This window comes from Shewanella algidipiscicola, assembly GCF_900380485.1.
GTDB lineage: Bacteria > Pseudomonadota > Gammaproteobacteria > Enterobacterales > Shewanellaceae > Shewanella > Shewanella algidipiscicola.
In genome coordinates this window covers 89,730-115,557 of record NZ_OXJV01000019.1, presented here as the reverse complement: position 1 = coordinate 115,557, position 25,828 = coordinate 89,730, and the positions used below count along the sequence as shown (strand labels likewise).

The 25,828-nt window shown below is 46.6% G+C and carries 27 protein-coding genes; 8 read left to right on the top strand and 19 right to left on the bottom strand.

The window, feature by feature from the left end:
- Positions 1–318: 318 nt before the first annotated feature.
- On the bottom strand, positions 319–1,875 hold the full coding sequence (locus tag DN599_RS15870) for a methyl-accepting chemotaxis protein (protein WP_110458570.1): 1,557 nt from the start codon (positions 1,873–1,875) through the stop codon (positions 319–321).
- Between the two features lie 749 nt (positions 1,876–2,624).
- Between DN599_RS15870 and DN599_RS15865 the strand changes: the two genes are divergently transcribed.
- Positions 2,625–3,935 (top strand): DUF3300 domain-containing protein, encoded by a 1,311-nt coding sequence (locus DN599_RS15865; RefSeq protein WP_239473329.1) that lies wholly within the window; start codon positions 2,625–2,627, stop codon positions 3,933–3,935.
- A gap of 82 nt (positions 3,936–4,017) precedes the next feature.
- On the opposite strand, the gene DN599_RS15860 is transcribed toward DN599_RS15865, so the two are convergent.
- Positions 4,018–4,761 (bottom strand): pseudouridine synthase, encoded by a 744-nt coding sequence (locus DN599_RS15860; protein ID WP_110458569.1) that lies wholly within the window; start codon positions 4,759–4,761, stop codon positions 4,018–4,020.
- A 169-nt stretch (positions 4,762–4,930) separates the two neighbouring features.
- On the opposite strand from DN599_RS15860, the gene DN599_RS15855 reads away from it, so the two are divergent.
- Positions 4,931–5,281 carry a putative quinol monooxygenase gene (locus tag DN599_RS15855; RefSeq protein ID WP_110458568.1) on the top strand — a complete coding sequence of 117 codons (351 nt, stop codon included), beginning with the start codon at positions 4,931–4,933 and terminating at the stop codon, positions 5,279–5,281.
- A 108-nt stretch (positions 5,282–5,389) separates the two neighbouring features.
- On the opposite strand, the gene nqrF is transcribed toward DN599_RS15855, so the two are convergent.
- From nqrF to DN599_RS15825, 6 genes are all read right to left on the bottom strand, one after another.
- Positions 5,390–6,607: an NADH:ubiquinone reductase (Na(+)-transporting) subunit F gene (gene nqrF / locus DN599_RS15850; RefSeq protein WP_110458567.1), complete on the bottom strand. Its 1,218-nt coding sequence runs from the start codon at positions 6,605–6,607 to the stop codon at positions 5,390–5,392.
- A gap of 51 nt (positions 6,608–6,658) precedes the next feature.
- Positions 6,659–7,267, bottom strand: coding sequence for an NADH:ubiquinone reductase (Na(+)-transporting) subunit E (nqrE, locus tag DN599_RS15845; RefSeq protein WP_110458566.1), 609 nt, complete (start codon positions 7,265–7,267; stop codon positions 6,659–6,661).
- Positions 7,268–7,276: 9 nt separating this feature from the next.
- The gene (locus tag DN599_RS15840; protein ID WP_110458565.1) at positions 7,277–7,900 is read right to left on the bottom strand and encodes an NADH:ubiquinone reductase (Na(+)-transporting) subunit D; all 624 of its coding nucleotides are present in this window, start codon (positions 7,898–7,900) and stop codon (positions 7,277–7,279) included.
- A gap of 1 nt (position 7,901) precedes the next feature.
- Entirely contained in the window at positions 7,902–8,672 is a 771-nt protein-coding gene (locus DN599_RS15835; protein ID WP_110458564.1) for a Na(+)-translocating NADH-quinone reductase subunit C, read from the bottom strand.
- 114 nt (positions 8,673–8,786) lie between these two features.
- Positions 8,787–10,001 (bottom strand): NADH:ubiquinone reductase (Na(+)-transporting) subunit B, encoded by a 1,215-nt coding sequence (locus DN599_RS15830; protein ID WP_110458563.1) that lies wholly within the window; start codon positions 9,999–10,001, stop codon positions 8,787–8,789.
- Complete coding sequence (locus tag DN599_RS15825) at positions 10,001–11,362, bottom strand: Na(+)-translocating NADH-quinone reductase subunit A (protein WP_110458682.1); 1,362 nt, start codon at positions 11,360–11,362, stop codon at positions 10,001–10,003. Before DN599_RS15825 ends, DN599_RS15830 begins: the two co-directional genes overlap by 1 nt.
- A 385-nt stretch (positions 11,363–11,747) precedes the next feature.
- On the opposite strand from DN599_RS15825, the gene DN599_RS15820 reads away from it, so the two are divergent.
- Positions 11,748–13,040, top strand: a complete 1,293-nt coding sequence (locus tag DN599_RS15820) for an O-acetylhomoserine aminocarboxypropyltransferase/cysteine synthase family protein (protein ID WP_110458562.1) — start codon at positions 11,748–11,750, stop codon at positions 13,038–13,040.
- A 162-nt stretch (positions 13,041–13,202) separates the two neighbouring features.
- Here DN599_RS15820 and DN599_RS15815 read toward each other — a convergent pair whose 3' ends face one another.
- Positions 13,203–13,931, bottom strand: coding sequence for a DUF599 domain-containing protein (locus DN599_RS15815; protein ID WP_110458561.1), 729 nt, complete (start codon positions 13,929–13,931; stop codon positions 13,203–13,205).
- 260 nt (positions 13,932–14,191) lie between these two features.
- On the opposite strand from DN599_RS15815, the gene DN599_RS15810 reads away from it, so the two are divergent.
- Positions 14,192–15,784 (top strand): S41 family peptidase, encoded by a 1,593-nt coding sequence (locus DN599_RS15810; protein WP_110458681.1) that lies wholly within the window; start codon positions 14,192–14,194, stop codon positions 15,782–15,784.
- Positions 15,785–15,793: 9 nt separating this feature from the next.
- A complete protein-coding gene (locus DN599_RS15805; RefSeq protein WP_110458560.1) occupies positions 15,794–16,198 on the top strand; it encodes a hypothetical protein in 405 nt (134 codons plus the stop codon).
- Between the two features lie 210 nt (positions 16,199–16,408).
- Here DN599_RS15805 and DN599_RS15800 read toward each other — a convergent pair whose 3' ends face one another.
- The gene (locus DN599_RS15800; protein ID WP_204165143.1) at positions 16,409–16,660 is read right to left on the bottom strand and encodes a DUF2496 domain-containing protein; all 252 of its coding nucleotides are present in this window, start codon (positions 16,658–16,660) and stop codon (positions 16,409–16,411) included.
- Positions 16,661–16,934: 274 nt separating this feature from the next.
- Between DN599_RS15800 and DN599_RS15795 the strand changes: the two genes are divergently transcribed.
- Positions 16,935–17,186, top strand: a complete 252-nt coding sequence (locus DN599_RS15795) for a hypothetical protein (protein WP_110458679.1) — start codon at positions 16,935–16,937, stop codon at positions 17,184–17,186.
- Positions 17,187–17,226: 40 nt separating this feature from the next.
- A complete protein-coding gene (locus DN599_RS15790) occupies positions 17,227–17,748 on the top strand; it encodes an NUDIX hydrolase (protein ID WP_110458559.1) in 522 nt (173 codons plus the stop codon).
- A gap of 52 nt (positions 17,749–17,800) precedes the next feature.
- Here the strand turns inward: DN599_RS15790 and DN599_RS15785 are convergent, their stop codons facing one another.
- From DN599_RS15785 to DN599_RS15775, 3 genes are all read right to left on the bottom strand, one after another.
- Complete coding sequence (locus DN599_RS15785) at positions 17,801–18,715, bottom strand: pseudouridine-5'-phosphate glycosidase (protein WP_110458558.1); 915 nt, start codon at positions 18,713–18,715, stop codon at positions 17,801–17,803.
- The gene (locus tag DN599_RS15780) at positions 18,709–19,800 is read right to left on the bottom strand and encodes a PfkB family carbohydrate kinase (protein ID WP_110458557.1); all 1,092 of its coding nucleotides are present in this window, start codon (positions 19,798–19,800) and stop codon (positions 18,709–18,711) included. The genes DN599_RS15785 and DN599_RS15780 overlap by 7 nt, the downstream gene beginning before the upstream one ends.
- A 245-nt stretch (positions 19,801–20,045) precedes the next feature.
- Positions 20,046–20,498, bottom strand: coding sequence for a YaiI/YqxD family protein (locus DN599_RS15775; protein ID WP_110458556.1), 453 nt, complete (start codon positions 20,496–20,498; stop codon positions 20,046–20,048).
- Positions 20,499–20,719: 221 nt separating this feature from the next.
- Between DN599_RS15775 and DN599_RS15770 the strand changes: the two genes are divergently transcribed.
- A complete protein-coding gene (locus tag DN599_RS15770) occupies positions 20,720–21,424 on the top strand; it encodes a DUF2461 domain-containing protein (protein WP_110458678.1) in 705 nt (234 codons plus the stop codon).
- A gap of 273 nt (positions 21,425–21,697) precedes the next feature.
- Here the strand turns inward: DN599_RS15770 and DN599_RS15765 are convergent, their stop codons facing one another.
- The 6 genes from DN599_RS15765 to DN599_RS15740 all read right to left on the bottom strand — a co-directional run bounded on the left by DN599_RS15765 (position 21,698) and on the right by DN599_RS15740 (position 25,754).
- On the bottom strand, positions 21,698–22,498 hold the full coding sequence (locus tag DN599_RS15765) for a PhzF family phenazine biosynthesis protein (protein ID WP_110458555.1): 801 nt from the start codon (positions 22,496–22,498) through the stop codon (positions 21,698–21,700).
- A gap of 94 nt (positions 22,499–22,592) precedes the next feature.
- Entirely contained in the window at positions 22,593–22,988 is a 396-nt protein-coding gene (locus DN599_RS15760) for a DUF3465 domain-containing protein (protein WP_110458554.1), read from the bottom strand.
- A gap of 95 nt (positions 22,989–23,083) precedes the next feature.
- Positions 23,084–23,506 carry a VOC family protein gene (locus tag DN599_RS15755; protein ID WP_110458553.1) on the bottom strand — a complete coding sequence of 141 codons (423 nt, stop codon included), beginning with the start codon at positions 23,504–23,506 and terminating at the stop codon, positions 23,084–23,086.
- 137 nt (positions 23,507–23,643) lie between these two features.
- Positions 23,644–24,273 (bottom strand): Vat family streptogramin A O-acetyltransferase, encoded by a 630-nt coding sequence (locus DN599_RS15750; protein ID WP_110458552.1) that lies wholly within the window; start codon positions 24,271–24,273, stop codon positions 23,644–23,646.
- A gap of 231 nt (positions 24,274–24,504) precedes the next feature.
- Positions 24,505–25,278, bottom strand: a complete 774-nt coding sequence (locus DN599_RS15745; RefSeq protein ID WP_110458551.1) for a class I SAM-dependent methyltransferase — start codon at positions 25,276–25,278, stop codon at positions 24,505–24,507.
- Positions 25,279–25,352: 74 nt separating this feature from the next.
- Entirely contained in the window at positions 25,353–25,754 is a 402-nt protein-coding gene (locus DN599_RS15740) for a carboxymuconolactone decarboxylase family protein (RefSeq protein WP_110458550.1), read from the bottom strand.
- Between the last annotated feature and the right edge of the window lie 74 nt (positions 25,755–25,828).

Below are 25,828 nucleotides of genomic sequence, written 5' to 3'. Positions count from 1 at the left end.
TAACAAAGAGTAAAACGTTTTTAACCGACCCCTTTGGGCTGCGTTTGTTGGGTATTTCTACTGCGTTCTCAGCTTTTTATGTAGAATAACTACACTACAAAGCTTCTGCCTTGTATAAATACCCTACAATTCGCTGTAAAAACAACCTTGAAAGATCAACAGGCCCTAGGCGTTAGATGAGGCTTAAACAACGAAGATACGACGACCTTCAGCGCAAGTTTAAAGCGTTAAACACACATGAAACTATTAATACCTCTATGACTTAACACCGTCATAGAGGTATTGCACGATAATGAGCCTACGTCTTGATGAGGGGGATTAATGAGGCTTAAACCGCACGACTAATTCATGTAATTCATCAGATATCGACTTAACTAAGGTCATCGACGCCGTGGTTTCGTTAGAGCTCTCGGAGCATTCCGAAGCCAATTCTGAAATATTAACAACTTGACGATTAATATCTTCAGCAACATGCGCCTGCTCTTCTACGGCAGCCGCCATCTGAGTCGACATATTCGTTATCTGACCCAGCGCATCGAAAATACCATTGAGCATGGTGCTGCTTTCTTGCACTCGCTCTAACCCTTCTTCTGCCGCATCGGTGCCCAATTTAGCGGTATTGACCGCGACTTCGGCGCTGGCCGTTAGCTCATGCACAATCGCGTAAATATCACGCGTCGATTCTTGCGTGCGCTTGGCCAAATTTCTGACTTCATCAGCCACCACAGCAAAGCCTCGACCTTGCTCTCCAGCCCGCGCCGCCTCAATGGCTGCATTCAGTGCCAACAAATTGGTCTGGTCGGCTATCTGCTCGATATGTTGCGCGGCTTTAGCGATTAACGTGGTCTGATCGGACAACTGACTAACGGAGACACTAATGTCTGACACCGTTTCATTAAGCTTTTGAATAGATTGATGGGTTATCTCAGCGACTTTATTACCATTCACGGCCAAGTCATTGGCAATACCAGCATGGCTTGCGGTATCTGAAACGTGCCGCGACACTTCGGTAATAGTGGTGGCCATTTGATTCATTGCGGTAGCCACCTGAAGCGTTTCAGCCTGTTGCTTCTCTATCTCTTGCGCGGTTTTAACCGTTAGTTGGAATCCCCTGTCCGACTCTGTAGCGACTCTTAAGGCGGCCGTTTCAATTCGGGCGATCACTGTACCTAAATGTGCAATTTGGCTCAAAATAGCCACCTTGACTAAACCAATAGTACCAGTTGAATCTGAGTAGGTTTGCGCAGCGAGTGGATGCGAAAAACTATTTTTTAGCATGACGTTCAAATGATTAATCGTGGTATTTTTGCTGTACTTCATCCAAGCCCCGTAAATTAAAGCCGTGCATAACAGAGGAATTTGAATAAAGGACCAGCCAGCAGTTAAAAATAAAATAACAAGAATAATAGAGGCGATGATTAAAAATAGATTTTCTGCAGAAAGAGAGGTTAAATTAGAGAGTGTTTTACCTTTATTAATTTGAGTATATAACTTTTCGGTTCGAGTAACATCCACCCTTCTTGGACAAGATCTTACCGATTCATACCCCACTATCTGACCTTTATCGGTTATGGGAGTAACATAAGCATCAACCCAATAAAAATCACCATTTTTACAGCGATTCTTAACTAAGCCCATCCAAGGCTTCCCCTGCTTCAAATGCCACCACATTACTTTAAATGCCTCAGCAGGCATATCTGGGTGACGCACTATGTTATGGGGCTGTCCAAGCAGTTCATCTTTAGCATAGCCACTAATTTCAACAAAGTCGTCATTACAGTCTTGAATATTTCCTTGTAAATCGGTGACGCTAACAAGTTTCCTGCTGTCACTAAACTTACGTTCATTATTGGTTGTATAGCGAATATTTTTCATTGATATTCTCAACTGTCCCTTTGAGTGATTTTATGTATGAAGCATTTATTCTAATTATTATGGCGTCTCATCATAAATTATAATCAATCGGTTTACTATATAGCGAAATTAACAACAAGATGCGCCACTTCGTTCAACAAATAAGCCACATAATATATTTGCACAATCAAAAACCAGATTGCTCAATTAACACCCTCTTCTGGTTTGAAAAATCGCCAAAAATTACAACTAAGCAACATATGTATACCAATGAGTGTGAGTTATAAATGATAAATAATTTAAATTATATATCACTAGATCCAAACTGAATCGTTAACACTAGGTATGATCATATAGTTAAATAACACTGTATCTATGTTTAAGCCAACACAGCGCATTCAGCCACATTTAATCCACATATGATGCAAAAGACGTACATAGGTTTTCTCATTGCTCCTGCATATAACGACACAAAATGCGTAAAAATGAAGTAGTAACATCAATTTTTCCTCATGTTCGATTGCTTTTTCATCGTCAACACAGATCAAGCCGCTAGTACAAAAGATTAGCTATTAACATTTTCGACTAAAGGGATAGATGTCGTCATTCCTCTCTATCGAAGGCTTCATTTAAAGCATCAATGATGTATCTAAACTACGTCAGAACCATTGACGATAAATACCCAGCAGGACTTACGCTTTCAGCTTATGTTCATCTTCACTCTTCTACTATCGAGATAAATCACCTACTCAATATGAATTGGAGTCGATATGAACAGCATAAAAATTTGGCTTGTCATCATGCTTGTCACCTTATCGTCGTCACTGTTTAGCGCCTCGCTAAGCGCGGCACAAACATCATCGCTAGAGAGCTCAATCAGCGATGCTGAACTGGCGCAAATCTTGGCTCCTATCGCCTTATATCCCGACAGTTTACTCACTCATATTTTAATCGCATCAACGTATCCATTAGAAGTGGTGCAGGCTAACCGCTGGCGTGCTCAACATCAAAAACTCGAGGCCAACCAGGCAGTAAATCGTGCTGAAAAGCAAGACTGGGATCCAAGCGTTACCGCCTTAGTCGCATTTCCTGCGGTGCTTGAAAAGCTCAGTGATGACTTAGACTGGACTCAAAAGCTTGGCGATGCCTTTTTACAAGATGAACAACAAGTACTTGCTAGCATTCAGCTTTTACGTCATCAAGCCGAAGAAGCTGACAGTTTTAATGCCATGGATAATATGAAAATCACTAAGGTGAAGCAGCAGATTATTATCGAACCTGTACAGCCAGAGGTAATTTATGTGCCAGTTTATGACACTCGGGTGGTCTACGGCACTTGGCGTTGGCATAATTACCCACCCATCTACTGGGTTTATCCACCACGTTACGCTGCTCATTACCCTAGCTATGTTGCGGGTCATTTTTATTGGCAAAGTGGCATACACATTAGCTTTAACTATTTCTTTAGCGCATTTCGTTGGCATGACCGTCACATAGTGGTGACCCATCATCGTCATTCTCATCACTATCGTCCACGAGCCCGTATCGTCTCAAATAGTGGGGCGCAGCGCTGGATACATAAACCGCATCACAGACGAGGGGTCGCCTATCGCTCTACTCAGGTAAAGCAGCGTTATAACAGCCATAAACCAAGTACACTGCAAGCTAAGCAACTAAGAAATGTTGAGCGCCGCGCTAACAGGGTACAATCTAAGCACTACAGCACAGCTCAGGTGAAGCAGAGCCGTGAACAAATTTTCAGCCAGAAACTGACCAAAACAGCAAGGAGTAAAGCGAATACTGCTCAGCCATTCAGCAAACAAAATAAGCACAATAGTAACTATCGCAGCGACAATCAGAGTCAGTATAAAAGCGATAAGCAGCGTACTAAACATAGCCATCTGCAGGTAAAGAGTCCTCAACGCGATAGGAGCCTTCAGCGGGAGAAGGGCCTTCAGCGGCAACAAAGTCAGCAACCGCATCGCCAGCGACAGGTTAAAAGCCCGCAGCGAACTCAGTCGGCTCAGGGGCGCTCATCACAAACAAGTCAACACTCCCGCCCTAAACTGCGCGACAACTAAGTACCCACTAAGCGCCGCAGCTTGGCTCAAATAACCCCTTTGAGCCGAGCGTTATCAAAGCTGAACGCATCTAAAGCGTCTCTCATGCTCTGGTATCCAACTCACTTAGTGGTGAAAAACCAAACCCTTGCACCTCTTCAGCACTCAAGTATCGCCATGTCCCACAAGCAACATCACATTGGATCTCACCCACACGCTCTCGGTGTAGGCCGTTGACGCGATTACCCACAGCGGCAAACATACGTTTGACCTGATGATAGCGCCCTTCGCTAATTGTCAGCAGCACCTCGCGCTCACTGACATATTGGAGTTTGGCGGGCAAGGTGGGCTTAGCCTCGCCGGGTAACGCTAACCCCTGCTTAAACCGAATCATCAACTGTCTATCAAGTTCGCCGCTACGTTCACCTTCAATACTATCCCTCAACGTGACCCGGTACACTTTTTGGCACCGATACTTAGGATTAAAAACATTAAACGACCAGCGGCCATCATCGGTGATCAGCACCAATCCTGTGGTGTCGGCATCGAGTCTGCCAGCAATATGCAGCTCATGAGGGTTAGGGACATCGATTAAATTAAAAATGGAGGGATAATCGCCATCAACATTAGAACAAAGTGTGTCAATCGGCTTATTGAACAGCAGATAGCGAAAAGGTCTCAATTCGAGTCGCGTGCCCTCTAGCTCAATACAATTACTCTCATGCACCTGTATGTTGGCATCAACAATCGTATTGCCATTGACAGTGACATCACCTGCAGCGATAACCAATGCAGCTTGTTGGCGATCAAGCCTTGTACTCTTGCACACAAATTTGTCTAGCCGCATAGTCAGGCAATATCTCATTTTGTTTTATAACTGCATTATCCAGCACTGATATAACAGTACAAGCCAATGTATAAATTTAGCCAAACACCTGCATAAAAACTCACCGACCATCTAGGGGATCACTAATGGATGATTTACACTCTTATTTTTCCAAGGAGAAGGTTACGCTATGTCATCACGTATTTTTGTTATTGCTCAATTTCGTCCAAAGGTAGGTAAAGAGGCACAATTATTTGAAGTACTGAAAGCGTTAGAGCCCGATGCGCTGCGTGAACAAGGTTGTATTCAATACATCTTGACCCGTCAAATCGACCATCCGAGTGCCACCCGCACTGACTATCCCATCATGTTTAATGAGATCTGGGCCGATGGCGAAAGTTGGGCTGCCCATGGACGACGTAAGCAGATACAGCACTTTTTTGATACCCAAGTAGCCGCAGCTGACGGCTTAGTTGACGATGCCATCGTGACCGCTTACAGCGATGAAGGCTACGATTACGATGCGCCAGTATTTAGTTAACTGAGTAAATCCAATCGAACCGGCCTCAGTCAGTACCCTAAAGCAATAAAAACGCAGCCGTTGGCTGCGTTTTTATAATGACCTCGACACACTCAGTGCCGATAATAACTAATCACCAAAATCATCGAGTAAGATGTTTTCTTGCTCAACCCCTAGGCTCTCAAGCATGTCGATGACTGATGAGTTCATGATTGGAGGGCCACACATATAAAACTCACAATCCTCTGGCGCCTTATGATCTTTAAGATAATTTTCATAAAGTACATTGTGAATAAAGCCTGTGTAACCGTCCCAATTATCTTCAGGGAGCGGATCGGACAAAGCCACATGCCATTCAAAATTGTCATTTTCCGCCGCTAGGGTATCAAAATCTTCTTTGTAGAAGATTTCGCGCCGTGAACGCGCGCCATACCAGAAGGTCATCTTACGTTTGGTCTTTTCACCTTTAAGCTGGTTAAAAATGTGTGACCGCATCGGCGCCATCCCTGCACCACCGCCAATAAACACCATTTCAGCGTCGGTATCTTTGACGAAGAACTCACCAAAGGGGCCCGAAATAGTCACCTTATCGCCCGCTTTGAGGTTAAAAATGTACGACGACATTTTACCCGGTGGCAAACCGGGGGCTGGCGGCGTTGCAATACGCACGTTAAGCATGATAAGGCCTTTCTCATCTGGATAATTGGCCATCGAATAGGCGCGTAAAACCTCTTCATCTACAGTCGATACCAGGTCAAATAAACCATACTTTTCCCAATCATCTCGGTACTGCGCTGGAATATCAAAATCACAGTATTTAACTTGATGCGCGGGCGCTTCAATCTGAATATAACCACCCGCCTTAAACTTAACGTCCTCGCCTTCAGGTAATTTAAGCAATAACTCTTTAATAAAGGTGGCCTGATTGTTATTGGAGATCACCTCACATTGCCACTTCTTAACCCCGAAGATCTCCTCTTCGATCTCTAGCTCCATGTCGGTTTTAACCGCCACTTGGCAAGCCAAGCGACATCCCGCTTTGGCCTCTTTCTTATTAATATGATCGAGTTCTGTCGGTAAAATATCACCGCCACCCGATTTAACGGTAACTCGGCATTGACCACAAGTGCCACCACCGCCACAGGCCGAAGGAATAAAGATATTTTTACTTGCAAGTGCCCCGAGCAATTTGCCGCCAGCAGCTGTGATAACGCTTTTTTCCTCGTCATCGTTAATATTGATTTTTACATCACCATTGATGACTAATTTGCTTTTGGCGAGCAGTATCACCATAACCAGCACACACACCACTATGGTGAACATGCCTATGCCTATTGCCATTTCCATCTCAAAACCCTTTTGTATAATGCATCTGATTTAAATGGGACAAGCCACCATTTAAAACGAAATCCCAGAGAACGACATAAAGCCTAACGCCATCAGCCCAGTGGTAATAAAGGTGATCCCTACGCCCTGAAGCCCCGCGGGAATAGCATGAAACTTCATCCGCTCACGCAGGCCTGCCAACATCACAATCGCCACCGCCCAACCAAAACCTGAACCAGCAGCAAACACCGCCGATTCAACAAAGTTATAATCGCGGTTGGCCATAAAAATCACCCCAGCAAAAATGGCGCAGTTGACCGTTAGCAACGGCAAGAAAATCCCTAAACTTTGATAAAGACTCGGAATGTATTTATCTAAGAACATCTCTAAAATCTGCACTAAGGCAGCGATCACGCCAATAAAAGTGATCAGCTGCAGATAGCTCAGATCCAGTTCAGGGTAGCCGGCCCAAGCCAGCGCACCAGGGGCTAACACATTGACATAAATTAGCTGATTTAACGGCACGGCTAATATCATCACCACGATCACCGCAACACCTAAGCCAAAAGAGGTCGAAACTTTTTTCGATACCGCAAGGAAGGTACACATGCCCAAGAAAAATGACAGTGCCATGTTGTCGATAAAGGCCGCTTGAACAAAAAGATTTATATAGTGTTCCATATCCGTTCCTTACCCTCGCTTACGCTGTGCAACATTGATGGTCCAAATCATCAAGCCAATCAAGAAGAAGGCGCTTGGTGGTAACTTGAACATCTCGTTGGCCAGATACCAGCCACCGTTTTCGATAGTGGTAAATATTTCATGACCAAACAGGGTGCCGCTGCCCAGTAACTCACGCACAAAGGCAACGCCTAACAAGATAACGCCATAACCTATGGCGTTGCCTAAGGCATCGACTACGGCTAAATGTGGCGGCATCTTCATCGCAAAGGCTTCAGCGCGCCCCATGATGATGCAGTTGGTGATGATAAGCCCCACAAATACCGACAACTGACGCGACAGCTCATAGGCGATATCTTGCAAAATCATGTCGACGATAATCACCAATGACGCGATAACCGTCATCTGCGCAATGATCCGCACACTGTTAGGTATAAAGTTGCGAATAGTGGAGATGATCAGGTTAGAAAACACCAATACAAAGGTCACCGCCAGTGTCATCACCAATGCCGTTTGCATTGAATTACTCACTGCCAGCGCCGAACAGACCCCCAGCACCTGCATCGCAACGGGGTTGTTAGCAAAAATAGGACTGGTTAATAGCTCCCGAGTCGCTGTCATGCTCTTACTCATGTTAAACCTCCGATGCTTTTAGCTTGTTTAGGAAGGTCTCAAAACCTTCATTGCCAAACCAGAACTCAATAGCACGCTGTACGCCACGTCCGGTCATAGTGGCGCCACTGATGGCATCGACGCCATGTAGGTCGCCCGGCTTAGCGCCGCCTTTCACCACTTTGAACGCAACCTTGCCTTGTTCGTTAAACAGTTGCTTCCCCTTAAAAGTATCGGTCCAGGCGGTATCATTGAGGAAATCACCAATACCTGGGGTTTCACCATGTTCGTAAAACACCACATTCTCGATGGTATTGAAATTGGGTTTAACCGCCACATAGCCATAAATCATCGACCACAGCCCTTTACCGTAGATAGGCAGTACCACGGCGCGCAGCTCACCATCGTCATTAAACACTTTAAATACCCGCGCTTTGTCGGCCCGGCTTTTGATTTTGGCGGTGTCTTTTTTAGGCTTACTCGAGGTCTCGGGGTTAATCGCCGCCATACGCTCATCAAAGTCGAGCACATCGCTGCTGGTATCAATCTCACCGGTATCGAGTTCAACTAATAATGGGGTGACAGACTTAGCAAAAATTTGTCGAAAATCTTGCTCACCAGAGATATCCACATCGGCCGCCATCAGCACATAACGCTTTAACTCGTCACGTTTTTTGGCCAATTTACGCTCTTTAAGGATCTCGGCGGTACCTGTGATCATAAATGAACAAGAGAGGCAGAGAATGATAGTGAAGATCATGGTCCCCACGACGGTGTCTTTCTTAAATGCCATTAGGATTTATCTCCCATATCGACGCGCGAATCGCGACTGGACAGTCGAAATAAAAACGATGCGATGATCGATGACCATAAATTGGCCGTCTGCACTTGTAACATCTGCTGTGATTTATGCGGCATTACGTTTTAGCCTCCGCTTCATATTGCTACGGGCAACGACATAGTCGAATAAGGGTGCCCACAGATTGGCAAACAGGATAGCCAGCATAATGCCCTCTGGCATTTTGAGGTTAAGCACTCGAATGAGCACTGTCATAAAGCCAATCATCAAACCGTAAAAGAACTTGCCCTGACGGGTGTAAGCTGTGGTCACAGGATCGGTCGCCATAAACATCATCCCCAGCGCAAAACCGCCTGTCACTAGATGCCAGGTCCACGGCATAGCAAACATCTCGTTTTTATCCGAGCCAATCAGATTAAACATCACCGCCGTCAACACCATGCCTAGCATGACACCAACCACAATGCGCCAATCGGCCAAGCGGGTTAAGATCAGCATTAAACCGCCAAACAAAATTGCCAAGGTGCTGGTTTCGGCAATGGTGCCCACCGTAAAGCCAAACAGGGCATCCCACCATAATGGATCACTAAAAGCTTGATACCAGCTCTGATCGACAAAGCTCAACTTACCCGCAGCCACTTGCGTTAAGGTCGTCGCCCCGGCAAACCCATCAACCGCCACAAACTGCGACAACTGCGCCACCTGAGTGGGGTAGGCAAAGTAGATAAAGGCGTAACCCGCAAGCGCTGGGTTAAGGAAGTTATACCCCATGCCGCCAAACACCTCTTTGGCCATGATCACCCCAAAGGTAATGCCCAAAGCCACGATCCATAAGGGGGTCGACACCGGAATGATTAAGGTAAATAGCAATGCGGTAACGAAGAAACCTTCGTGCAGTTCTTGGCGACGCACCTTGGCGAACACCACCTCCCAAAAGAGGCTAACCGACAAGGCGGTCAAATAGATAGGCACATAGAAGCTCAGACCATAAGCAAAGCGACTTAACAGCCCAGATTGCTCAGTGAGCCCACCGGTGACGGCATTAAAGGCCAATAGCTGCCACACATCAGGCGTAGTCAACCCTGACGCCAGTGCTAGCTGCGCCTGTAGGCCCAAGTTATAGACGCCGATTAAGATGGCCGGCAGCAGACATAGCCCAACAATCGTCATGGTACGCTTAACATCAATGGCGTCACGCACATGCACCTTGCCTTTGGTACTGCGACCATTGGCATAGAGCAAGGAGCGAAAATAGCTGCGCATTGACTCGCCATGAGCATAGTAATCAGTGTGTTTGTCAGGCGTGTTATTTGGCTTACTCATTACCCTTCCCTCTCAATAATATCTAGGCAGATGCGCAGCTCTTGGCCAAAATCATATTTGCCTGGGCAGACAAATGTACACAACGCCAAATCTTCTTCATCGAGCTCTAACGCTCCAAGCAACTGCGCTTCGTCGGTGTCACGCACCACAAGATCTCGCATCAGTAGCGTGGGTAAAATATCCAACGGCATAACACGATCGAGTTGACCAAATGCCATCATGGCACGATGCGAACCGCCCGCCTGGGTGGTTAAATTAAACAACCGCTTAGCACCTTTAAAGCGTGACGTCACCGCACGAGTGATTGAGAACTTATCTGAGCCACCGCGTACCCATGGCAGCAGCTGGTTGCCATCATCTTCAGCCAAAATAGAAATTTGTTGGTGGAAACGTCCAAGGTAATCGTGAGGGCCATCGGCTGTGTGCCCAGCAAGAATAGAGCCTGACACCACCCGGTTGTTACCTGGCTTCATTTCATCTAGCACAAGCTGGCTTAACTGAGCGCCCATCTGAGTGCGTAGCAAACGCGGATTCGCCACCATTGGGCCGCCAAGAGCAACCACACGACTGGTGTATAGCTCGCCCGTTAAAAACAGCTTGCCGTAGGCAATCACATCTTGGTAACCCAAGTGCCATACCGGCCTTTCGATGCTCGCGGGTTGAATAAAGTGAATGTGAGTACCCACTAAGCCTGCAGGATGTACTCCGGCAAAGCGGTGACTGATCACTTTGGGTAGTTCAGCACCTGGCAGTGCCTCACCCGCATCGTGGCACAGATGTATCGGGCCATCGGTTAAATAGCCCAGCACAGTTAAACCTGCGGCAAACGCTTGTGGCTGCTCGGCAATGATAATGCGCGGATCGGCCGCCAACGGATTAGTATCCATAGCATTGACAAAAATGGCCGTCGGTTGGCTATCGAGCTGGGGAATGCGAGAAAAGGGACGCGTTCTGAGCGCCGTCCACAAACCACTCTTGACGAGGTTTTGCTGCACGGCCTCGCGGCTTAGTTGGCTCAAATCGCTGAAAGATTCAAACGTAAGCTTGTCATCTCCTTCAACCGCAATCACCACAGATTGCAGGCGACGACGTTCGCCACGATTAATTTCGACCACCACGCCGCTAGCGGGCGCCGTAAATAACACGCCGGGGGTTGTTTTGTCTTCAAACAGCGGCTGGCCTTGCTTAACGCTATCGCCAACCTCAACCAGTAATGTGGGTTTTAATCCTACATATTCTTCGCCCAGTAACGCTACTCGACTAGGAAACGCCGCTGTTTCAATCTCTTGCCTTGGCTCACCGGCGATAGGCACATCTAAGCCCTTTTTGATTATCTTAATCTTGTCTGAGAAACCTGCCATCGCAAACATCAACCATTAAAATTTTGGGATACGCAATAGTAAATGATTGTTAACTAAAATACCGATAGTAAAGTCACACTCCGACACCATTTGGTAACTAAGCAACGCAGCTTTACCCGACAATGTGACATTGATCATTGAAAATGGACTCAGCATCGACACTCTGACCCAACAATGTAGTTTTATAACAATAAAAACCATCTTTAGTACTAGAACCTGCCCTACAAAGGGCCCACAAGCCCAACTGTTGAGCCGTTACGCGATATCTCACCATGAAAGTCAGCTTACTGATGACCCAGACAATATGCCCTAAAAAAACATTTAGACATCTAGACGTCCAAGTGTTATGTTCATCATTCACTCAAAGGAACAGGAACCCCATAAGATGAAACTCGAATCATTAGCACTGCACCATGGATATGAGTCGGAAGCGACCACCAAAGCGGCCGCCGTCCCCATCTACCAAACCACCTCCTATACCTTTGATGACACCCAGCATGGGGCGGATCTTTTCGATCTCAAAGTGGCCGGCAATATCTACACTCGCATCATGAATCCAACCACCAATGTCTTAGAGCAACGTCTCGCCGCCATCGAAGGTGGCATAGGTGCGTTAGCGGTTGCATCAGGCATGGCCGCCATCACCTATGCCATCCAAGCCTTAACACAGGTAGGCGACAACATTGTCAGCACCAGCCAACTCTATGGCGGCACCTATAATCTGTTTGCCCACACACTGCCGCGCCAAGGGGTTGAAGTTCGCATGGCGGCATTTGATGACTTTGACGGCTTAGCAGCGCTCATCGACGACAATACCAAGGCGTTATTTTGCGAATCGATTGGTAATCCGGCCGGTAATATTGTCGATATTGAACGTTTAGCTGAAATCGCCCATAAATATGGCGTGCCACTGATCGTCGACAATACAGTGGCAACACCTGTGTTGTGTCGCCCGTTTGAATTTGGCGCCGATATTGTGGTGCATTCACTCACCAAATACATTGGTGGCCACGGCACCACAATTGGCGGTGCCATTATCGATTCGGGTAAATTTGACTGGGCAGCGCAACCCAAACGCTTTGCCGTGCTCAACGAACCCGATCCCTCTTATCATGGCGTTGTCTATACCGAGGCCTTTGGCCCTGCCGCCTTTATTGGCCGATGCCGCGTGGTGCCACTGAGAAATACTGGCGCGGCGCTTGCCCCGCAAAGTGCCTTCTTACTATTGCAAGGGCTTGAAACCTTAGCACTGCGAATGGAACGCCATTGCAGCAACGCACTGACCTTAGCGCAATATCTCAGTCAGCATCCGCAGATAGCTTGGGTCAATTATGGTGCATTGGAGGAGAGCCCCTATCGCGATAACTGCAATAAGATCACTGGCGGCAAGGCTTCGGGCATAATCAGCTTTGGCATTAAAGCGCCATCGCCAGAGGAAGCTAAGGCCGCAGGCGGGCGCTTTATCGACGCGCTGCAGATGATCTTACGTTTGGTTAATATTGGCGATGCGAAATCCTTAGCTTGTCATCCCGCCACCACCACACACAGACAGCTTGACGCCATCGAACTGGCTAAAGCTGGGGTATCAGAGGACTTGGTACGTATCTCGGTGGGCATAGAGCATATTGATGACATTATTGCAGATGTAGCACAGGCACTGGAAAAGGCCAGTCACTAAGTGACGGTGCGGGGCTTAAGCTGGCGTGTGAACGCTAGTATCACTTCACTAATCTAAGTAGTGATGTCAATCGAAGTAGTTAAATCAACCTAAATAGCTACACAGATCAAAAATGGCTGACGACGCTTAATCGTGAGCCATTTTTTGTTCCCCCATACAGGGTTAAGCGCGTGATTTATCTTGAGCAAGCTGCTCGGCATCGAGGATCTGCATGCCCGCGGTGATCGCCACGACCGCCTTAGATTTAAACTCGCGACGATAGAGGGTATACACCACCACCACACTGGCAGCAATAAACAGCAAGGGATGAAAGAAGCCACATAACACGGCCATGGCAAAATAGTAGGAACGCAAACCGTAGTTATAGGCGTGCGCGGCGCGGTCTTGTACTCTAGCCATCTGCAACGCATAGTCTTGCAGCGGTTTATTAGTACCACTTTTATCCACTGGCGTAGCCCCAATCATCACGTTTAAAAAGCCATATTGGCGCATCGACCAGGTAAACTGAAAAAAAGCCATCACAAAAATAAATGCCAATAACGTCAGCTTCAATTGGATCAGCAAGTGTTCGGGCGGCGCCGTTAAGGGAATCGATGCGATCACCGATTCTAAGCGCTCCACTTGGGCAAATAGGGTAAGCACACCGGCAAGAACCAACATAGTGGTCGAGGCAAAAAAGGTAATATTGCGCTCTAAATTGGCCAGTAATGCCGCCTCTGCCACCCTCACCTCACGGCCCACTAACTGGTTCATCCAATGAATACGATGTTGATGCATGCATTTAGCGATACAATTACTTGTTTTAGCCTTAATGCGTGCAAATCGGCTATAGCCCGCCCAGCAACTAAAAAAGCAGAGCGCGGCAATCATGTCGAACAGATAATAGGTCATCACAGTTAATTGTCCTTAACGCACACGTCCACCGAGTGCTGGCCTCGTCACAGCATACCTGCGACGACAACTCATTAAATCATATGCCATTAGTATTGCAAAGAGGCGACAATCCCACTCGCTCAGCCTTTATCCACCCTCTGTTAAAACACTTCATACCAAACACTGAAACACCTGTTAAATAATTGTTTTTTAATTTAATGGGTTGTAGAATTCTGACCTAGTAATAACGACTAATAAACAGTAAAGGATTATTTATGATGTTATCCATTAAACACAACTTGCCAGGCTTGTTGCTATCGGCACTTTTGCTCACCGCATGTGGAGGGGGTGGCAACGGTAGTACAACAGATACCTCTGGAGGCACTATCGATACTGGCGCCAATAATGGTGGTTTGGCTTGGGTTGAGGGTGAGTTTATCCCATATGCTCAACTGGCTAATCAATGCGTTGCCGATCAAAGTGGCTCCGAGCTCAGTGAAAAGTTGTGGCTGCGTTCATGGAGTAACGACACCTATTTATGGTATGACGAAATCGTCGATACCGATCCTGCACCTTATACCGTACCCGAGTACTTTGAACTGCTCAAAACTAATGAGCTATCGGCGTCTGGCAATATCAAAGACAAATTCCATTACGCTATGTCCAGTGCCGAGTGGGAACAATTAAATCAGGCGGGAGCGTCGTTAGGCTACGGCTTTAATTTATACTTACAGCAGGCCAGTGCTGGGATGGATAGAAAAGTCACAGTGACCTTTAGCGAGCCCAATTCTCCTGCGGCGTTGGCCAGTATCGGCCGTGGTGCGGTACTCGTCAGCGTCGATGGCGTCAGTATTAAAGATGCAAATGACAGCGACTCAATCAATATTCTCAATGCCGGTATATTTCCTAGTGTCTCTGGCAAACAGACTGACTTTGGCGTACTCGACTTAGGCGCCACCGAGATCCGCAATGTCACTTTAACCGCCACCAGCGTGGTGTCGACACCAGTCCCTATTGCCAGCGCCATCCCCACATTTAGCGGCAATGTCGGCTATATCCAATTTAACGCCCATATCGCCACTGCAGAGCGTCAATTGGTTGATGCCATCAACGGCTTAAAGAATTCTGATGTACAAGATCTGGTGTTGGACTTACGCTACAACGGCGGTGGCTTACTCGCCCTAGCAAGCCAATTGGGTTACATGATTGCCGGTGAGCAAGCGACCCAAAATCGTACCTTTGAACGACTCACCTTTAACGACAAATACCCTAATCGCGATCCTGTGACAGGTGAAGCCTTAACCCCAATCCCCTTTATTGATCAGAGCATAGGTTTTGATCCCAACACACTTGCACAAGGGGAAGCCCTCCCCTCACTCAACCTGCAACGGGTGTTTGTACTTACCACTAATAATACTTGTTCTGCCAGTGAAGCCTTAATGAATGGCCTGCGCGGCATCGATATTGATGTGATCCAAATCGGTGGCACTAGCTGTGGTAAGCCCTATGGTTTTTATCCAACTCCTAATTGCGATACCACCTACTTTAGTGTGCAATTTAAAGGGGTCAACGACAAAGGCTTTGGCGATTACTCTGACGGTTTTGTCCCCAGCAGTAATCCCACTTTGGCCAGCGATCTTCCAGGTTGTGTCCTTAATGATGACTTTAGCCAGCCGCTAGGGAACATCAATGAACGCTTGTTATCTGCCGCGCTCTATTATCGCGACAATAACCGTTGTCCAGCCCTTAGCACATCATCAATGGGCAGGGTCGCCGCTCAGGCACCCTTTATCGATAAAGGGTTTACCCTCGAAGATACTCGAGTACAAAGTAAGCTTCGTAATAACCGTGTTTGGCCTACTGGGCTATAAGGAGTACAGATGCAAGCTCATGCTAAATCTCGCGCACGGCTTGGTTGGTGGCTGATGACTTACTTGTTGCTTGCTGGTTGCAGCCTACAAGCCGATGACAGTCAGGCCGAAGCCTTGCCGGCAGTCATCACCGAACCTAGCGCCGCCAGCACCTTAGAGTTAGAGCGTACTATTGCCACTCTGCTGCAGATGCAAAAGGTGACACTGGCTGCGGGGGCTTTTACTCAAACCCCCAACCTGACACTGGCACGCCTAGAGCATAAGGATGCCAACGGCGTGCTTATTATGGGGCGTGACTATGAATCGCCGCGCATTGTGCAGTTATTAATAAAAGACGGCCAGTGTCTGCTGGCCGATGAGCAAGGTAAGCAAAGCCCGCCTCTAACTCATACTCGATGCAAACCAGCCAAATAGCATGGCGAGTTCCTTCCAGCAGCAATAGCCCACAGCGATAAGCCAAAGCCTTGCACTAAAAAAGCCACTGTCTTATTAAACACAGTGGCTTTTTTTATGGGCGATAATGTTAACGCCAGTGTTGACTCACAACGCAGATAACCATCTAGGCGCAGATAGCATAATTTTGTATCTGTGGCCTTTCACCTATGGCAAGTTATCTGCCACATTTCACGCCGTATCATCCTCGCTGGCCGCAATTTTGGCTCGCAAATCGGCACTGACAATGGCGAGCGCATCCAGCGCAACTTGTGGGGCAATGGCGTGTGTTTCTAATAAGTAGATCAGATCCACCGCCAGTTTAATCTCATCGCTAGCATCCGCTAAGGGGCTTGCTGTCACAGATGGCGTCTCGATGCTGGCAGCTTGTGACTGATGTTCTTGAGAGGGATCTTCTTCTGGGCGATAGGCCTTAGGCGACATAGCTTAATTTAGGTTAACCAAAGTGAGTCGATATTTTTACATAGCCGCTAGGACACAACAAGCCTGCCGAGGCGATAAGTTAAGCGTCGCCGGTCAGGCTCGACAAATTCGTCGCTAATTGGCAAACAACCTCTACTTAGCAACAATATAATAAGCGGCTTCTGCAAAGTATGAATATTTAACCGCTTAGCGACAGGATCAAACAGAAAGACTTTAGTGTTGCCCCCAGACTGAATATACTGCCCCTATAATGAACCGACCACGAATGGTAGATATGAGCGAAAATAGCGCCCCGAAAACCCAAAAACTGGATTTTTCAGCCATCAATAAAACGACGGCAAAATCCTTTAATGAACAAAAAAATCTGATCAAACGACTCTTTAAAGGCAATACCGTGCTGTGTGAAGTCTGCCAGCAACCACTGCAACTTGTGGTGCCAACCGATAAGCAAGCCAGTGGTAAATACGGCGTATTTTGTAAAAAAGGCTGCACCGATATTGAACTTGAGATGGAAGTGATCGCTTAATTCGGCGCCTTTTTATCATGAAACCTTCGCCAGAGTTGCTATGCGCTTATTAAAATCAACCATCCATCCCGATCTCGATAACCCACAGACGAACGCGAATGGCTTTCACCGCCAGGCTGCACGCGGCATCATTTTACGCGGTGAAGAGGTACTGATGCTCTATACCGAACGTTATCACGATTACAGTATCCCCGGCGGCGGTGTGGATGAAGGTGAAGATATTCGACAAGGGCTAATACGTGAACTGGCAGAGGAAACGGGCGCACACACTATTGAAATTGTGTCTGAATTTGGCCGCTATGAAGAGTATCGCCCCTGGTATAAGGCCGGCTTTGACTTTGTTCATATGGAGTCATTTTGCTTCATATGCTCCATCGGAGAAACACTTGGAGACACTAAGCTTGAAGCCCATGAGATCCAAAATGGCATGTATCCGGTCTGGATTAATATTCATGATGCCATCGCCCATAACGAGCACACTATGGCCCATAGCGATAAAAAAGGGATGTCGATCGAACGAGAGACATTCTTGCTAAAACGCATTGTCACTGAATTGCTCTAGCAGTCAAGGGAATGAAAGAGCGCCCGAGGTGCTCTTTCATCATTAGCGACAATTATTGATAAAATTCGCAGGCAATTTGTGAGGCGAGTTTAGCATTGTTAAACACAAGCTCTATGTTCGCGGCCAAGCTACAGCCTTCAGTTTTTTCAGCCACTTTCGCTAATAGGAATGGTGTAGAGGCTTTGCCCGAAATGCCCTTTTCTTCCATCTCCACAACGGCATTTTTAATCACCTGATCGATCATCGCTTTATCTAGTGCATGCTGCTCAGGGATGGGGTTAGTCACAACAAAACCCCCTTTTAAGCCCATCTGCCACTTAGCTGCCATCGCATCGGCAATCTGTTTCGGGTCATCGAGACGATAGTCGACATTGAAATCACTTTCTCGGGTATAAAATGCGGGTACTTTCTCCGTTTGGTAACCCACCACAGCTACGCCTTGAGTCTCGAGATATTCTAAGGTTAGGCCGATATCCAAAATTGACTTAGCGCCAGCACAAACAACGGCAACCTCGGTATTGGCAAGCTCTTGTAGATCCGCAGATATATCGAAAGTCTCTTGTGCGCCGCGGTGTACGCCACCGATACCACCAGTCGCAAACACTTTGATGCCTGCCATATCCGCTAAAATCATCGTCGAAGCAACAGTGGTCGCCCCATCCGCTTTTTGCGCAACAATGAAAGGAATATCGCGACGACTCGTCTTAATTACCGCTTGACCCGCCTTGCCTAAATATTCGATCTCATCATGAGTCATACCCACTTTAAGACGTCCATTTAAGATGGCTATTGTTGCTGGTATCGCACCATTATCACGAATGATTTGCTCTACCTTTAGTGCCGTTTCAACGTTTTGTGGATATGGCATACCATGAGAAATAATAGTTGATTCTAATGCGACAACCGGACGACCTGCATCCAATGCGGCTTTCACTTCGGGGTTAATATCTAGGTACTGCGCTAACATATAGACTCCTTGATCACTCGATTTACTGATATTTCAGACATATTAGGGTTAATCGTTGCAATATCGGACAGTGCGACAACCGCTGCCGCCATCGCAAACTCGGTCGACTTTCGTGTCGACCAATCTTGAATGAAGCCATGGGCAAGCCCTGCAAGAAACGCATCTCCCGCCCCATTGGCATTTACCATAGAAACCGGGATGGCAGGGATAAGTGCTTGCTCCTGCTTATCGCTATAAAAAACACCATCTATGCCTAAGCTTAAAAAGATCCGCTCAACCCCTTGCTCATGAAACCAATTAGCTAAGTTAGGTAATTGGTCATAATGTGAAATAGCAATGCCAGAGAGTTGCTCGGCCTCTTTCAGATTAGGTTTAAGGGTATGAATTGCATTGAGGTAGGGTTTTAATTTAGTCGCTTTCGCACAAGAGACGGTGTCAACAAACAGTGGAATATCGGCGTAATTACTCAGGAGGTATGCCAAACTCGCTTCTGATAAATTAGCGTCGATCACAATTAAGTCGGCCCGTTGTAGCATCGCCTGCTGCGATTTTAAGACATCGACATTTAAACGTTCTAGGATAGCCATATCGTTGATAGCCACATGCATATCGCTATCACCGTCGAGGACAGAAAGATAAGTCGACGTGACACCATCGCTCAATTGCAAAGTATTTTTCATATCGATGCCAGCGTGCTGACAGTGCTCGATGATCTGTTGTCCGTAAGCGTCTTTGCCCACCGCGGTCATTAAGCGCGTTTCGGTGCCAAGACGAGACAAGTTTTCGGCGATATTACGTCCCACACCACCCGGAGAGCAACTTACGCTTCCAGGATTTGAATCGCCAACGCGAAGTCCATCCGTTGGGCGGCCAAGAATATCCATATTAGCCCCACCAATCACCACAGCAAAGCGCGTTTTCGCCAAAATATATCCTTTGCCGCGGATAATCCCTTTGTGCGTCAGATTCATAATGTGCCCAGCAACGGCGGAACGACTAATACCGATCTTATCGGCCAACTCCTGCTGAGGAATTAAGGGATCTTGCTTAAGTATTGCTAATATTTCTATTTCACGTTCAGTCATTTGAGCGATCCCATCAATAGCAGGCAAACAAATGTTTGCTAAACAAACTTTTGTTTTAAAGTAATGTTAGCCAACAAATAACGCAAGTTAAATTTGCACTTAATTGATAAATTTTGTGATCGCAAGCAGATTTGAAACCCACAAAACACACACAAATCACAAGCAAAGCCACAACAACAGCAACAAAAAAGGCGCTAATAGCGCCTTTCGAGGGAGGATTAAAACGGCATCTTTGGTTAATACAATTACCGCTTATGGTGCTTAGTAATAAACTTATCCAGCTGATTACCAAAGGCCTGTTTTTCGCTTTGGCCAATCGCCGCAGGGCCACCGGTTTGTACGCCACTGGCACGCATGGTGTCCATAAAGTCACGCATATTAAGAATCGATTTAATATTTTGCGTGGTATACAACTCACCTCTTGGATTTAACGCAAAACCGCCTTTATCAATCACCTCTGAAGCCAGCGGAATATCGGCGGTGATCACCAAATCGCCTGCACTTAAGCGTTTGACTATCTCATCATCGGCTACATCAAAGCCTGACGAGACAGTGACTAAATTGATGAAGCGGGATGGCGGAATTCGCATTACATGGTTAGCCACTAACGTGACCTCGATTTCGGCGCGATCGGCAGCGCGAAATAGCATCTCTTTTATCACCCCAGGACATGCGTCGGCATCGACCCAAATTTTCATTTACCCCTCCAGCTCGTTTGAGCAAACACTTATGTGCTTAGCATATAGGCCCTGTCGCAGCACGATTAAGTTCATAATTGGTTGGCGGCGACTATAGCATAAATCCGCTTAACGACCGAATATGCCCAGTGTGCATTTTTGGCCGAGGGTCGATTAACACTTTGACAAAAGATATGGTATTTTTATCTCACTATCAGGGCTTTATTAGTAATCAATTTATTATGACAGTAGTTATTTCCAACGCACCTGCGCCAGTATTTACGCCAGACACCTTAGCTTTTTTGACTCAATTAGCAGCGAACAATCATCGCGACTGGTTTAAGGCCAATCAAGCCGACTATGAAGATAAGGTGCGCACCCCTGCACTTAAATTTATTGAAGCGATGACACCGCATATTCAGCAGCTATCGCCTCGCCTCACGGCGGTAGCCAAAAAGGTCGGCGGCAGCCTAATGCGCCCCCAACGTGATGCCCGCTTTAGCAAAGATAAAACCCCGTATAAAATCAATGTCGGCATTCAATTTCGTCACTTCCAAGGCAAGGATGTGCATGCACCCGGTTTTTATCTACACATTGCCAACGAAGGTTGCTTTATCGGCGCCGGCATTTGGCATCCTGACAGCAAGGCGTTAAACCGCATTCGTAGCTGTATCCTTGATAACCCCAGCGCCTATAAACAGGCCTTAAAGCAACTGACTGCTGCCGGTTTTTCCATGGACGGAGACAGCCTAATCAGGCCACCAAAAGGATTTGATAAAGACCACCCAATGATTGATGAGCTTAAGCGCAAAGACTTTATCGCCATCAAAGCCATCAGCACAGAGCAACTATTTGCCGATAATTTTGACCTATGGTGTGCCGAGCAATTTAGCCACGCCAATAAGCTGATGGCTTATCTTTGTTTTGCATTGGATTTAGATTATTAATCAGCGGCCATTAATATGCTTAATTAAAACGCACCGAAATACAGCGCTATCGCGGCGCTGTAGGTTTATCTGTGTCACCGCTATGGACGTCCACAGTTTATTGACTCTATTGAAGCCCTTGAGCCTTAGATGAAGCCCAAGGGCACTCACTGACATAAAAGCACAGCGCTTGTTGATACTATCTCGATATTCACATTATCACTCGCAGCAATAGATCAGCTCCAATACCACAGCAGAGCACCTTTCATTTTATCCTCTGCGTTTGACATGTTGTTATGCGATTTTCATTTGTCCTTTCAACACCGTAACCGCCTGCCCCGATAATTTAATCAAGCCTGATGCCAATAGCTCAACATCAACATGGCCCCCTCGTGAAGAAGCCTGAAACCCTTGCATGCGAGACTTATGTAACTTTTCTGACCAATACAGGCATAAGGCACAATGGGCTGATCCCGTAACGGGATCTTCATTAACTCCGACCCAAGGGGCGAAGTATCGTGAAACAAAATCAACTGCGGAGTCTGATTTAGCCGTGACCAGCACACCACGGCCTTGAAGTTTGGCTAAGCCGCCAAAATTAGGCGCAAGCCGCTTGAGCTCATCTTCACTATCGAGCACGATGAGTTGTTTGGTATCAAAAGTGCCATAATCGATGACGCTATCGGCAGCCATACCCAAAAACTGGATGAGTTCAGGATCCACGCGAGTAGCCATGTCTAACCGAGGTGCAGGAAACAATAGATGAATACAATCGCTATCCAGCTCTGCTTGTAATACTCCCGATAGCGTATTGAACTCAATGATGTCACCAGTACGATTGCGCCCTAGTTCTTTAAGTATATGCGCAACGGCTAAGGTGCCATGGCCACACAGGCTTACTTCAACTTCAGGTGTAAACCAGCGTAATTGCATGGTATCAAGTGCTAAAAATGCCGTTTCTGACACCGCCATCTCAGCTGAAATGGCCAGCATAGTGTTCTTATCAAGGCTCTGCTCTGTGATACATACCCCAGCAGGATTGCCTTTGAAAACTTCAGATGTGAACGAGTCAACTTGATAAATATTTACTTCCACTGCATCTTCCTAATTGATAATGATACGGGCACCTCTAAAAGCCGAGGTTTCCTTAACAGATGACCCCTTTCACCGCGAGCAGGTGTCACCACATTTATTGATATTTTATCCCTTTGTGCTTTAACCAGCCATGAGGGTGACGATTGTTAGGATCTTTATGTGTCCAGTGAATGACACCGCCTTTTTTATTCCACTCATATTCGCCGTAAAATTGTACTGTGTCGCCCATAGTTAAGTTAGGGATCCTAGGGGCAATATCGATGTTATGCGCAATTAAAATACTCTGTCGATTATCGAGACGTAAAATAAAGCGTTGGTGTCTTGAACCTTTATCATCATCGGCTAACACACGACTCACAATGCCCTCACCCTGCACCTGAATATCACTTTGTTGTGATTCATAAGCCTGTTGTAAAAGCGCATCATTGGCCCACACCGGCAAGGACAATAGGGTCAAGCTCAATAGAATACGGGTTAATATCTGCTTCATTCTTAGCCTCACTTAATAGCGAAAACCTATCCACAAGGGCCACGATAACCAGTTCGATCTTATGCTTAAGGCGCATCTTAACCATGCCGTTATCGTTATACAGTTCTTAACACCATGGGATGATCTGGCTTTAACTGCAATAGATCCCAGAGATTACCATAGAGATCTTCAAACACAGCGACGGTGCCATACTCTTGCTCTGCAGGCTCTCGAATAAAGTTCACTCCAACAGAAACCATGTGTTGGTAGTCACGCCAAAAATCATCAGTATTAAGGAATAAAAAAACGCGTCCACCCGCCTGATTGCCGATATAGGCCTCTTGCGCAGGTTTAGATGCTTTTGCGAGCAGTAGCCCCATCCCGTTTGAGCCCGGCGGCGCTACCACCACCCAACGTTTGTTTTGTTCAACTTGATAGGTATCTTCGACCAGATCAAACTTTAACTTATTGACATAAAAATCAATCGCCTCATCATAGTCTTTTACGACTAATGCAATATGGACAATATTTTGTTTCACAGCGGCTCCTCACTGGTTATAAGGCTAGATTAGACGCCGCCGTCGCAGCCAACGTTAACATAGCAACGAAAAGGTATACTGTTTCTGAGCCACATTCAGCCTAGTGTGAAGAGCTAATAGTAACGACTTCGCAGGCCTTAAATATGACTCAAAGCATCGATGTCGTGACTCACTATCACCGCTATATTCTCAGTGATTTTCTCGGCACTCCAGTCCCACCATGCCACCGACAACAAGCGCTGAATTGTCGCATCATCAAAACGATACTTAATCACTTTAGCAGGGTTCCCGCCCACTATGCTGTATGGCGGTACATCAGATGTCACCACAGACTTACTGGCAATGATAGCCCCATCGCCTATCGATACCCCAGGCATAATGGTGGACTCATACCCGAGCCAAACGTCATTACCAACAATCGTATCGCCTTTATAGGGAAGCTCACCCGCTTCAGGCATAGATTTTTCCCATCCTTGGCCAAAAATATAAAATGGATAGGTCGAGATGCCAGCCATATTATGGTTGGCACCATTCATAATAAACTCTACCCCTTTAGCGATGGCGCAAAACCGACCTATGATCAATTTGTCACCAATAAATGGGAAATGATAAAGCACGTTGGCTTCAAAGTTTTCCGGACCATCAGGGTCATCATAATAGGTATAATCACCGACAATAATATTGGCCGATGAAATAAAGTTTTTCAGAAAACCCACTTGAGGAAATCCTGCCATAGGGTGTTTTTCATTTGGATTAGGACCGTGCATATATTAACTCCGAGAGTATATTATGGGAGGTAAAATCTAAACGCGATTAGTGGCTTAACTAGACTCAAGTGTGACTCCTTGTTGATTTTCCTTGAACCCTTGCTAAATATCCCCTAGGAAATACTTGTTCGGAAAAAGTACTTAAGAAATAGTCCTTAACGACTGAACCTTGTCACAAACTTACGGCAATTCAGACGCAACCCCATGCTCGCGCACTCTTGACGGTATCTACTAGCCGATTTTTGTCGCCTTAATTGAGTAAATAAGCGGTACTAACTGACCTTGGTAGCGCAACTGATATCCTGCACTATCAACATATTCGAGCCCCTCGAAACAATCATAAGGGCTTGATGGATACTCTTTAAACGCTTCGATTGTAAGGCCTGCGCTGATAAGCGCAGTGAGCACCTCACTGAGCGAATGCGCCCAGGTCACCACAGGCGATTTTCGCCCGTCACAATTTTCGGTGTAGGTGCCCTCCTCTTCGACATCGGGATGAGGTTGAGGAAAATAGGAGTAACCAGATAGCAGATCGTTAATGCTGTGAAACTCAACCAAATGTAGCTCACCGCCAACACACAAGGCATCGGCAACCATTTGTGCCCACTGGGTTAAATCGGGCAGCCAGCAGAGCACGCCGTATGAGGTGAAGACAATATCAAACTGCTCGCTATTATCAATGCCAAATTGATAAAGATCACTTTCGATAAACGTCGCTTCGAGTGCCGATTGCTCCGCTAAGCGTCGTGCATATTCAATGGCTACACTAGATAGATCGACACCTGTTACAACTGCACCTAATCTCGCCCATGACAAGCTATCTAAGCCGAAATGACACTGTAGATGCAGTAGCCTTTTCCCCTCAACCGCGCCCACTTGCTGCAGTTCGATAGGATTTAATGAACTGTTCCCCTTAAGAAAGCCTGCCACATCGTAAAACGTTGAATTAACATGGATAGCCGCACGCTTATTCCATGTATCTTGATTAATGGTTAAATAGTCCATTTTATTGATCTGTATTCCTAAAATAAAGACAACTGAGGCAAAGCTGCATCGCTCTACATAGCCATACTCTATGGTTACTCGGTATCCGTTTGAGAGCACTCTGCCTGCCAAGCCTCAATGGCATCGGCAGCGGCGCGAAATGCCTCGATACCCGATGGCATGCCGCAGTAGACCGTTGAGTGCAGTAACACCTCTTGGATCTCTGCAACCGTGCAGCCGTTTCGCAGTGCGCCTCTCACATGGCCTTTCAATTCGGTCGGTGCCTTTAATGCAGCCAAAGTGGCAATCGTAATAAGGCTACGAGTTTGCTTTGAGATCCCCTCTCGCATCCACACTTCTCCCCACGCATTGCGGGTCACCAAATCTTGCAATGGCTGGGTAAACTCGGTGGCTGAATTTAGCGCTCTATCGACAAATACATCACCCATCACTTCTCGCCTTACCGCTAACCCTTGTTCGAACTTATCTTTATCCATGCTTTTTCGTGCTCCCACACAAAGTTGATGCCATAGAGGTAATGCCTATCAGCTCATCCTCCTCCTCGACTATA